Source organism: Actinomadura luzonensis (genome assembly GCF_022664455.2).
GTDB lineage: Bacteria > Actinomycetota > Actinomycetes > Streptosporangiales > Streptosporangiaceae > Nonomuraea > Nonomuraea luzonensis.
Map to the genome: position 1 here is coordinate 1,157,292 of NZ_JAKRKC020000003.1, position 10,526 is coordinate 1,167,817.

Here is a 10,526-nt window from a genome sequence, read left to right on the forward strand (position 1 = left end):
TGATGGTCATGAGAAGCACTTCGTCGCGGTGGATCAGCTTGTGGCGGCCTCCCGCGAGGAAGTGCGCGCCGGGGCGTCGCCGAGCGTCATGCCGGGCAAGGGGGACGGCATGATCAACCTCCTCGTGGGGTCCGGGGCCTCCATTCTAGAGCGGGGACGGCCTCGCTAGTCGTGCGGGCCGCGGCGCAGGGCGCGGCGCACGCGGCCGGCGAGGAGGGCGCGCACGCCGCGGCGGGCCCGCTGGGCGCGCTCGGCGGCGTGCAGCTCGCGGCGCAGCGCGCTCACCTCGCGGCGCAGCTCGACGGTGCTCCTGCGCCAGCGGGCCGCCTCGTCGCGCCACCTGGTGACCTGGCCGCGCAGCCGCTCGTTCTCCTTGGCCCGCCGGGCCGCCTCGGCCTGCGCCTGGACCCTGGCCTGGTACGCGGCCCGCCGTCCCATCAGCTCACCGGGCTCGTCGCCGAACCCGTACGCGCCGGCCTCGACCCGGCGCACGCCCGACACGTCCGCCACCGCGTCGTCCAGCGGCTCCCCTGGGCGGGCGACGAGGCGGGCGCGGGCGAAGGAGGAGGCGCGTTCGAGCCGGGCCGGGACGTCGTGCCCGGGCGAGCGCAGCTCGACCAGGCCCAGCCCCTCGGCGCGGGCCAGGCCGACCAGCCGCGCCACGCTGTCCTCGCCGGGCACCAGGCCGGCGGGCAGGCGCAGCACGAAGGGCACCGACGGGTCCGCCTCGCCGGCGGCGGCCAGGCGGACGCGGGGCTCGTGCGCGTAGTGGCCCTGCACCAGGACGAGGTCCAGGTCCGGGTCCTTGAGCGGGGCGCGGCGGTCGCCGTCGAGCGTGTCCCAGGGGCCGGTCAGGAGCACCGACAGGTCCACGACCGTCGAGGCCAGCAGGGCGTCCACGCTCGCGCGGACGGCCTCGTAGCCGGCCGTGCCGTCGAGGACGGCGGTCACGTACGGCACCTTCCACTGCCGCGCCGGATGCGTGCGCAGCCACTGGTAGGCGGGGATGCGGTCGGCGACGAAGGCGTGGCTGACCCGGTCGACGCGCCGCTGCTCGCGCATGCGCATGGTCGGGCCGAGGTGGTAGGCGCGGGCCCGCGGCTCGGGCACGAACACCGCGCCCGCCTGGGCCAGCCGGTAGCCCATCTCGGTGTCCTGGCCGACGATGAGGTCCTCGTCCATGGGGCCGGCGGCCTCGACCAGGCGGGCGCTGACGGACGTGGCGCCGCCGACGTGCAGGCTGAACGGCCGCGCCGGGTTGTCGGTGAGCCCGTCGGTGCGCTCGACCAGCCCGACCAGCCAGGCGTGCGGCTCGGCCGGCTCGAACGCGGCCTCCAGGTCGTCCGGCAGCGCGGCGGGCAGCGGCGCGGAGGTGAAGCGGATGTAGCCGGTCACCGACAGGTAGGGCGCGGCGTGGTGCCAGCGCATGTGCGCCTCGACAGCGCCCGGCGTGAGCACCACGTCGGAGTCGAGCCAGTGGATGACGTCGCCGCTGGCCTCGGCGAGCCCGGCGTTGCGGGCGGCGGCCCGTCCCGGGCGCTCGCAGCGGACGAGCCGGGCGGCCGACCCCTCGGGCAGCCGCAGCGGCGGCGTGCTGCCGTTGTCCACGACGATGATCTCGGTCAGCTCCGCCGGGTACGTCTGCCGGGCGAGCCCCTGAAGCACCAGGTCCAGCTTGTCCTGCGCGCCGTAGGCCGGGACGACCACGCTGACCCGCAGCTCGGGCGTGAAGTGCGCGGGCGGCCGCAGGACGCGGTAGTCGTTGCCGCGTACGCGCGGCACGCCACTCCCGCCAGGGGTCTCGGGACGTGTGACGGACATGCGCGCGGGCGCTCCCCTCGGTGGGCCGGTTCGGACGGGGCCTCACCTTAGAGCGCCTGACTGGGAACAGGGCCTGGCGGTGAAGCCCGCCGGAAAGCGTTCGCGCACGTCAGACCTGCCAGGATGCTCCCAGGAAACGGACAGGATCCCGCCCGCGCTCACTCCTCGTCCGCGACGCCCTCCACGGGGACCAGCTCGGTGAGCCCGGAGATCGTCAGGACGGGCTCCAGCAGCGGGTTGGCGACCAGCCGGATGCGTTCCGCGTGGGTGAACAGCACGGTCAGGCCGGCGCTGTCCAGGTACTCCACGCCGCTCAGGTCGACCAGGACGGAGCCGGTCGTCCTGGTCAGGGCGTCGTCGAGGACGCCGGCGTTGCTCATGTCGATCTCACCCGTGACGGCGAGGACCGAAGTGCCGTCGGGCCGCCGCGAGGCGGCCAGGCTCAGAGGGGCGGCGGTCATCGGGTGATCCTCGCATGCATGTCGACGGTGGTCCCGGAGACGCCGGGGTGAATGGTGACCTCGTGCATCAGGGCGTGCATGAGCGCGACGCCCCGGCCGCGGTGCGGGTACGCCTCCGGCTCCGGCGCCTTCCAGCGGCCGGAGTCGGCGACGGTCAGCCACAGGTCGCTGACCGTGACGGAGGCGCGCAGCCGGATCGTCCGGCCGGGGGCGTTGCGGTGCCCGTGCTCGATCGCGTTGGCGCACGCCTCGCCGGCCGCGACCAGCACCCGCTGCACCAGCGAGGGCGCGAGCTGGCAGCGGCTCAGCCACTCGCGCAGGGCCGAGCGCACGGGCGCGAGCTGGCTGGACTCGGCGGGGAAGGCGACCTCCAGCGGGGCGGGCTGCCGGTACAGCAGCAGCGCGACGTCGTCGTTGAAGCCGCCGTCCGGGACGAGGCTGGCCATGACGTCGCTGGCCAGGTCCTCGATGGGGCTGGAGCGGCCGGCCTGCACGGCGGCGCCGGCCTGGTCGATGCCGGCGGTCAGCGGCTGACGCCGCCGCTCGACCAGCCCGTCGGTGTACAGCAGCAGGGTGGAGCGGGGCGGCATGGTGCACTTGGCCTCCGGCCGGGGGCGGCCGGAGCGGATGGCGAGCGGCGTGGAGCGGCCGCCCTCCAGGAGCACGGTGGTGCCGTCGGCGAGGGCGAGGATGCCCGGCGGGTGGCCGGCGCTGGAGTAGACGAGGTCGCCGGTGGCGGTGTCGAGGACGCCGCAGAAGACGGTGGTGCACTTGGCGTCGGGGATGAGCGCGGCGAACCGGTCGAGGGCGGCGAACACCTGGGCGGGCCCGGCGTCCTGCAGCAGCAGCGCCCGGCAGGCGCTGCGGAGCTGCCCCATGACGGCCGCGGCCCGCAGCCCCCGCCCCACGCAGTCGCCGACGACGATGCCGATGCGTTCGCCGGACAGCGGCACGATGTCGTACCAGTCGCCGCCGACCTCCAGGGGCCGGCCGGCCGGCTCGTAGCGGACGGCGAAGCCGGCGGGCAGCTCCGACGGCCCCAGGATGGCCCGCTGGAGCGCCACCGCCGCCTCGCGCTGCTGGTCGAGCTGGTGCACCCGGGCCAGGCCCTGGCCGAGGTGACCGGCCAGCAGCGCCAGCAGGGTCTGGTCCTCACTGGTGAAGGGCCGGTTCTGGCCGAGGTCCACCCAGACGGCGAGCAGGCCCTCGGGGTGCTCCAGCGTGATGCCGGCGCCGTCCGAGGCGGTCGCGACCGGGCGCAGCGGCGGCTGCTCGCGCAGCTCCGCCAGCCGGTCCCGCAGCGGGTCCGGCAGGTGCGGCCAGCCGTCGCAGGGCGGCGAGCAGACCAGGTCCCGCGGCTCGTCGCCGGTCCAGACGACGGCCAGGACCTGGCGGGCCTGCCACACCTCCTGAAGCGCCTCCAGCCCGCCGGCCAGGGCGTCGGTGAGGTCGCCCGCCTGCGAGACGCGCATGCTGAGCGCGGCCAGGGCGCTCTCGCGCTGCACGAGGTAGTGCTCGGCGGTGACGTCGCGGAGGGTGCCGACGACGCGGCGGCGGCCGGTGTCGGGGTCGGTGACGGAGTTGAAGGTGACCGCGACCCAGACCTGGTGCCCGTCGCGGTGGGTGACGGGGATGACGCCGCTGCCCCTGCGCTCCTCGACCAGCCGGCCGAACATCTCCGCGACCAGGGCGTGGGCCTGTGGGTCCGCCGTCTCCTCCGGCCACCACGGGTGGACGGGGGCGTACGGCAGGCCCTCGGGGCCCCAGCCGAGGATGTCGGTGAAGGCCGTGTTGATCTCGATCACCGCGCCGTTCTCGTCGGTGACGAAGAACGCCTCCTGCAACGAGTCGATCATCGCGGTGCGCCAGCGGGCGTGGTGGTTGCGCATCCGGGCCAGCTCCACGTTGGCCCGGGCCCGCGCCAGCAGCTCGGCGGCGGAGAACGGCTTGACGAGGTAGTCGTCCGCGCCGGCCGCGAGCCCTTCGATGGAGGCCTCCTGCCCGGCGCGCGCCGACAGCAGCAGCACCGGCACGCTCGCGGTGCGCGGGTCGGAGCGCAGCGCCGAGACCAGGGCCAGGCCGTCCAGGTACGGCATCATCACGTCGCTGACGACGAGGTCGGGCGGGTCGGCGCGGACGGCGTCCAGCGCGCTGAGCCCGTCGCCGACCGCGGTGACCCGGTACCCGGCGCCCTTGAGCAGCCGGACCAGGTACTCGCGCATGTCGCTGTTGTCGTCGGCGATCAGCACCCGGGCCGGCGGGCCGGCGTCGGGGGCCGGGACGCTGAAGCCGCCGGAGACCTCGTCGGTGGCCGGGCCCTCCACGCTCTTGTCGGGCAGCCAGCGCAGGGCCTCCTGGACGAACGGGTCGGCCGTGGCCGAGACCGTCTCGGCCGCCCGCGCCGGGGCCAGGCTGCCGGCCGGCAGGTGGGCGCTGCCGAAGGGCAGCCGGACGGTGAAGGAGGTGCCCACGTCCTCGGCGCTCTCGGCGGTGATCGTGCCGCCGTGCAGGTTCACCAGCTCCTGGACGAGGGCCAGCCCGATGCCGCTGCCCTCGTTGGAGCGGGAGCGGGCGGTCTCGATGCGGTGGAAACGCTCGAACAGGCGCGGCAGCTCGGCGGCCGGGATGCCGATGCCCGTGTCGGTGACGGTGACCACGGCCTGGCCGCCGTCCGCCCGCACCCGGACGCCGATCGAGCCCTCGAAGGTGAACTTCAGCGCGTTGCTCAGCAGGTTGAGCACCACCTTCTCCCACATGCCGCGGTCGAGGTGGACCGGGGCGGGCAGCGGCGGGCAGTCCACCTCGAAGGCCAGGCCGGCCTTGTCGATCGCGGAGCGGAAGACGCTGGCCAGCTCGGCGGTCACGGCCGCGAGGTCCACCGGCTCGTAGCGGGCCTGCATGCGGCCGGCCTCGATGCGGGAGAAGTCGAGCAGCGTGTTGACCAGCTTGCCGAGGCGCAGCCCGTTGCGGTGGACGACCTCCAGGTCCTCGCGGACCTGCGGAGGGGCGTCGGCCAGCGCGTTGCGGAGCTCCTGCACCGGGCCCATGATCAGGGTCAGGGGGGTGCGGAACTCGTGGCTGATGTTGGAGAAGAAGACGGTCTTGGCCCGGTCCAGCTCGGCCAGTTCCTCAGCCCGCCGCTGCTGGGCCTGGTAGCTGCGGGCCGAGGAGATCCCGGCCGCGACGTGTCCCGCCGCCAGCTCGACGAAGCCGCGGTAGCCGTCGTCCAGGGGGCGGTACCGGTTGAGCGCGGCGACCAGGAAGCCGTACGGGGCGCTGCCCTGTTGCAGCAGCGGCACGACCAGAGCCCGCGTGGGCGGCTCCCGCCGGCCGCCGGAGGGCAGGTCCGCGAAGGGCGGGCCGTCGAGCGGCACGAGCGCGGGCTCCCCCGCGGCCAGTGCCGCCGCCGGCCACACCGCGTCCGGGTCGCCGGGCGACACCGTGAGGGGGGCGGCCGGGTGGCCGGCGCCGATGCCGGTCGTCTCGGCCAGCCGCGCCTCGCCGGCCGCGTCGAACAGGTAGGTCAGCGTGAACGGCAGGTCCTGCGGGTTCTGGCCGAGCTGGCGGCAGGCGAAGTCCAGCATCTCCTGCTCGGTGCGGACCACGCTCGGGTCGGAGCCGAGGTCGCGCAGGGTGGCCATGCGCCGGGCGCCGATGACCCGCTCGGTCTCCTCGCTGACCACGCAGAGCATGCCGACCACCGCGCCGTCGTCGTCGCGCAGCGGGCTGTAGGAGAAGGTGTGGTAGGTCTCCTCCGGGTAGCCGGCTCGCTCCAGGTACAGCAGCAGGGCCTCGTCCCAGGTGGCCTTCCCGGTGGCGAGCACGGCGTCGATGCGGGGGCCGATGTCGTCCCAGATCTCGGCCCACACCTCGCCGGCCGGGCGGCCGAGCGCCCACGGGTACTTGCGGCCGAGCGTGTCGCGGCGGTAGGCGGCGTTGCAGAAGAACGTGAGCTCGGGCCCCCACGCCATCCACATGGAGAAGCGGGACGACAGCAGGATGCTGACCGCCGTCCGGAGGCTCTGCGGCCAGTTCTCGGGCGGGCCGAGGGGGGTGGCGTCCCAGTCGACGGCGGCCAGGTCGCGGCCGACCTCGTCGTCCGCGGTGAAGATCGCGGGCCTGGCCGCTGCCGCGGGCCCGCGTGCAGCCTCGTCGTCGCGCGCCATTCGAGGGCCCCTTCCGCTCACCAGCAGGCCATATATCAGCTCGAACGTACGTAGAATAGGGCAAACCAATCCCGGTCCGGGCGTCGCCCCGGGCGCTGGAGCAGCACGAACCGCGAGGGGAACGGGGAGCCGGACCGTCAGCACCGCCGACCCAGCAGTGCGCCGCCCGAGCGCCGCGCACCGCCACGAGCCCCCGGACGCGCCCGGCCAGGGCGCGCCGGACCGGTCCGCCACGGCCACGGCCCTGACCGCCCGCACGTCCGCCGCCGTACCCGCCTTCGCACCCGCCTTCGGCGAGCACCCCGCCACGGTGCGTAAACTGATCGCACCCCTGGGTACCGGCATGTCGGACAACTCCCCGGTGCTCACCCTGTCCGCCCCCGTCCGCCCGACGACCGTTCCCGCTCAGGAGCCTCGGTGCAGCACGACCACGGCCTGACCATCACCCACCGATCGCCCACGGCCGGCGTCCACGTCCTGGCCGTGCACGGCGACCTGGATCACCACACCTCCCCGCGGTTGCAGGAGGCCCTGGACGCACTCGCGCCGGCCGGCGGCGACCTGCTGGTGATCGACCTGACGGAGCTGCCGTTCTGCGACTCCACGGGCGTCTCCGTCCTGGTGGCGGCGCACCAGCGGGCCCAGGACGCCGGCGTCCGGCTGGCGCTGGCCGGCCTCCACGCCGACCTCGCGCACATCTTCAAGATCATGGGCCTGGACCGGCTGCTGTCCTTCTACGACTCCACCGACGACGCCATCGCCGCCCTGCGCTGACCCCCGCCGGGCCCGCCCGGCGTGAAAGTTGCACGGTTTCCGCGGCGTCCGCCCAGGTCGCGGACGCGGCCGGTTGACCGGGCGGGCGCGCCGCGAGGAAAGTCGCTTGCGTCCCTTCCCGCGTTGGGAGTCCGATGAGTGACGCTCGTCGCCGGCTGCTCGCCGTGCTGCTGCCCGCCCTCCTGCTCGTGTTGTGCGCCGTCGTGCCGCTCACCCAGCGGGCCGCCCGCGCCGCCGCCGACCCGCCGGGCCCGGTGACCGGCAACGCCACGTACTTCGACGCGCTCGGCTCCCCGTACGGCGGGTGCGGGCTGCCCCAGGCGAACCTGGACGCGCCGGACTTCGTCGCGCTCAACGTGTACGCCACGCCCGGCGACTACGCCTTCTACCCGCGCCCGCTCACCGGCGCCGACCTCAGCAAGGCCGGGCTGTGGAACAACGGCCTCAACTGCGGCCGGTACGTGCAGGTGGAGATCGGCGACTACTGCACCGGCACCAACGACGGCGCGCAGAACCAGGCGTTCTGCCGCGGCGGCTCCTGGGTCGCCGACGCCTACGACGGCGCCCGGCTCACCATGATCGTCGCCGACAGCTGCGGCGACTCCAACGCCTGGTGCCGCGACGACCCGTACCACCTCGACCTGTCGAAGGACTCGCTCAACCGGTTCGTCAAGAACGGCGCCCCGGTCGGCGACCTCTACCCCGGTCACTGGAACAACCGGCACGTCACCTGGTCGTTCGTCCCCGCGCCCGACTACCGCGGCGACATCGCCATCGGCTTCCTCCAGGGCGCGCAGGTCTGGTGGCCCGCCATCGCCGTCTCGCACCTGGCCAACGGCATCCACGGCGTCGAGTACTTCGCCGACGGCGCGTGGCACGCCGCCCGGATGAACGGCGACATGGGGCAGTCCTACGTCATCGGCGGGATCACGCAGGGGTCCGACCGGTTCCAGATCCGGGTTCGGGACGCCTCGGACGCGCTGATCAACGACGGGCGGGTGTACAGCTTCGGGCTGCCGGCGGGGTGCGGGACACGGTGCGGGGCGGCGTACACGAAGGCCGACTACACCACCTCGACGACCCCGACCGCGACCCCGACCGTGGACGTGACCCCGACCGTGACCCCCACGGGCACCCCCACGGGCGGCACGGGCGTCCCCTGCGGCGTCGACTACCGGGTGGCGAACGCCTGGCAGGGCGGCTTCACCTCGAACGTCACCGTCCGGAACACCGGCGCCGCGACCTGGAACAACTGGACGCTCACCTGGCGGATGCCGTCCGGCGTGACGCTGACCGGCGCCTGGAGCTCCACCATCACGACGTCCGGCGACACCTGGACCGTCCGGGCGCCGAGCTGGGCGACGAGCATCCCGCCCGGCGGCTCGGCCACGTTCGGCTTCCAGGCGAACGGCTCGTCCACGCCCGGCCCCACCGGCATCGCCTGTTCCTGAGCGGGCCTCGATTCCGTCGGCGGGGGCCGTCATGATGGGGGGCATGGCTTCGTGGCGGGAGTTCGAGCGGCAGGCGCCTGAGCTGGCCGGGGCGGCCAGGCGGCTGATGGACGCCTACCCGCACAAGGTCCTCGCGACCCTGCGCAAGGACGGCTCGCCGCGGGTGAGCGGCATCGAGACCACACTCAGGAACGGCGAGCTGTGGACGGGCTCGATGGCGCACGCGGTCAAGGCCGCCGACCTGCGCCGCGACCCGCGCCTCGCGGTCCACGTCACCTCGCGCGCGCCCGACCCCGGCGACCCGTCCTCCTGGGAGGGCGACCTGAAGCTCTCCGGGCGGGCGGCGGAGGTCACCGACCCCGCGACGCTGGCCGCGTACGGCGGGCCGGTCGAGGCCGGCTCCCACCTGTTCCGGATCGAGGTGAGCGAGGTGGCCTGGACCAGGGTCGAGGGCGACGAGCTGGTCATCACCGCCTGGCGGGCGGGCGCGGGCGTGCGGGAGCACCGCCGCAAGTAACCGCGGTCCCGCGCGCCGGTACGGGCATTCGGAGGGTCCGTAACCCTTGACCGCGCACAGTCGCGTTCGTTAGCGTCTCCCTGTGCGATACGTTGTCTCTCTGAGAGAGACGGTGCAGGCCCGAGAATTCCTGAAGCGAGGCTGACTCACACCTTGATGATCGACATCGACCGCGTCCGCGCCGACACCCCCGGCTGCCGGGACGTCGTCCACCTGAACAACGCCGGGTCCGCGCTCCCGCCGGCCGCCGTCCTCGACGCCACCATCGACTACCTGCGGGAGGAGGCCGCGCACGGCGGGTACGAGACCCACCACCGGCGGGAGGCGCAGATCGCCGCGGTCTACGACTCCCTGGCCGCCCTGCTCGGCGCCCGCCCCACCGAGATCGCCCTGGCCGACAACGCCACCCGCGCCTGGGACGTCGTCTTTTACGGCCTGCGCTTCGCGCCCGGCGAGCGCATCCTCACCTGCCGCTCGGAGTACGGCAGCAACGCCGTCGCCTACCTCCAGCAGGCGGCCCGCACCGGCGTGGAGGTGCGGGTGATCGACGACGACGCCGACGGGCAGGTGGACCTCGCGCACCTGGAGCGGGAGCTGGCCGAGCCGGGCGTGCGGCTGGTGTCCATGACGCACATTCCCACGCAGGGCGGGCTGGTCAACCCGGCCCCCGAGATCGGCGCGCTGGCCCGGGCCGCCGGGGTGCCGTTCCTGCTGGACGCCTGCCAGTCCGCCGGGCAGCTCCGCCTCGACGTGGACGAGCTGAAGTGCGACGTGCTGACCGGCACCGGCCGCAAGTACCTGCGCGGGCCGCGCGGCACCGGCTTCCTGTACGTGCGCGAGAGCATGATGGACCGCTTCGAGCCCGCCGTGCTCGACATCGCCTCGGCCACGTGGACCGCGCCCGGCTCGTACGAGCTGGCCCCCGACGCCCGCCGCTACGAGACGTGGGAGAAGAACTACGCCGCCGTCGCCGGCCTCGGCGCCGCCGCCGACTACGCCCTCGGCCTCGGCGCCGCCGCCGTCGAGGCGCGCGTCCTCGCCCTCGGCGAGCTGCTGCGGCGCACGCTGGCGGGCGTCGAGGGGGTACGGGTGCACGACCTCGGCGGCCGGCGGTGCGGCATCGTCTCCTTCACCGTCGCCGGGATGGCCGCCGACGAGGTCAAGGACGCGCTGGCCGCCGAACGGGTCAATGTCACCGTGTCCAAGGACACCTCCGCCCAGTGGGACCTGCCCGCGCGCGGCCTGAGCACCGTGGTGCGCGCCTCCGTGCACTACTACAACACCGAGGAGGAGATCGAGTACGTCGGGTCGCTGGTGGAACGGCTGGTGGCCGACA

At 74.4% G+C, this 10,526-nt stretch carries 7 protein-coding genes; 4 read left to right on the top strand and 3 right to left on the bottom strand.

The genetic code is table 11. The features are described 5' to 3' along the window. Nucleotides 1–165: 165 nt before the first annotated feature. The 3 genes from MF672_RS50470 to MF672_RS50480 form a co-directional block, all read right to left on the bottom strand. Nucleotides 166–1,782, bottom strand: a complete 1,617-nt coding sequence (locus tag MF672_RS50470; protein WP_247815826.1) for a glycosyltransferase family 2 protein — start codon at nucleotides 1,780–1,782, stop codon at nucleotides 166–168. A 197-nt stretch (nucleotides 1,783–1,979) separates the two neighbouring features. Then, nucleotides 1,980–2,282 (bottom strand): STAS domain-containing protein, encoded by a 303-nt coding sequence (locus tag MF672_RS50475; RefSeq protein ID WP_242380111.1) that lies wholly within the window; start codon nucleotides 2,280–2,282, stop codon nucleotides 1,980–1,982. After that, a complete protein-coding gene (locus MF672_RS50480; RefSeq protein ID WP_242380113.1) occupies nucleotides 2,279–6,448 on the bottom strand; it encodes a SpoIIE family protein phosphatase in 4,170 nt (1,389 codons plus the stop codon). The genes MF672_RS50475 and MF672_RS50480 overlap by 4 nt, the downstream gene beginning before the upstream one ends. Nucleotides 6,449–6,865: 417 nt before the next feature. Here MF672_RS50480 and MF672_RS50485 point away from each other — a divergent pair, with 417 nt between their 5' ends. The 4 genes from MF672_RS50485 to MF672_RS50500 form a co-directional block, all read left to right on the top strand. Next, complete coding sequence (locus MF672_RS50485) at nucleotides 6,866–7,222, top strand: STAS domain-containing protein (RefSeq protein WP_242380116.1); 357 nt, start codon at nucleotides 6,866–6,868, stop codon at nucleotides 7,220–7,222. A gap of 134 nt (nucleotides 7,223–7,356) precedes the next feature. Continuing rightward, a complete protein-coding gene (locus MF672_RS50490) occupies nucleotides 7,357–8,673 on the top strand; it encodes a cellulose binding domain-containing protein (RefSeq protein ID WP_242380119.1) in 1,317 nt (438 codons plus the stop codon). Nucleotides 8,674–8,716: 43 nt separating this feature from the next. After that, nucleotides 8,717–9,190 (top strand): pyridoxamine 5'-phosphate oxidase family protein, encoded by a 474-nt coding sequence (locus MF672_RS50495; RefSeq protein ID WP_242380121.1) that lies wholly within the window; start codon nucleotides 8,717–8,719, stop codon nucleotides 9,188–9,190. A gap of 156 nt (nucleotides 9,191–9,346) precedes the next feature. Then, the coding region (locus tag MF672_RS50500; RefSeq protein WP_247815827.1) for an aminotransferase class V-fold PLP-dependent enzyme at nucleotides 9,347–10,526 on the top strand (1,180 nt) is incomplete at its 3' end.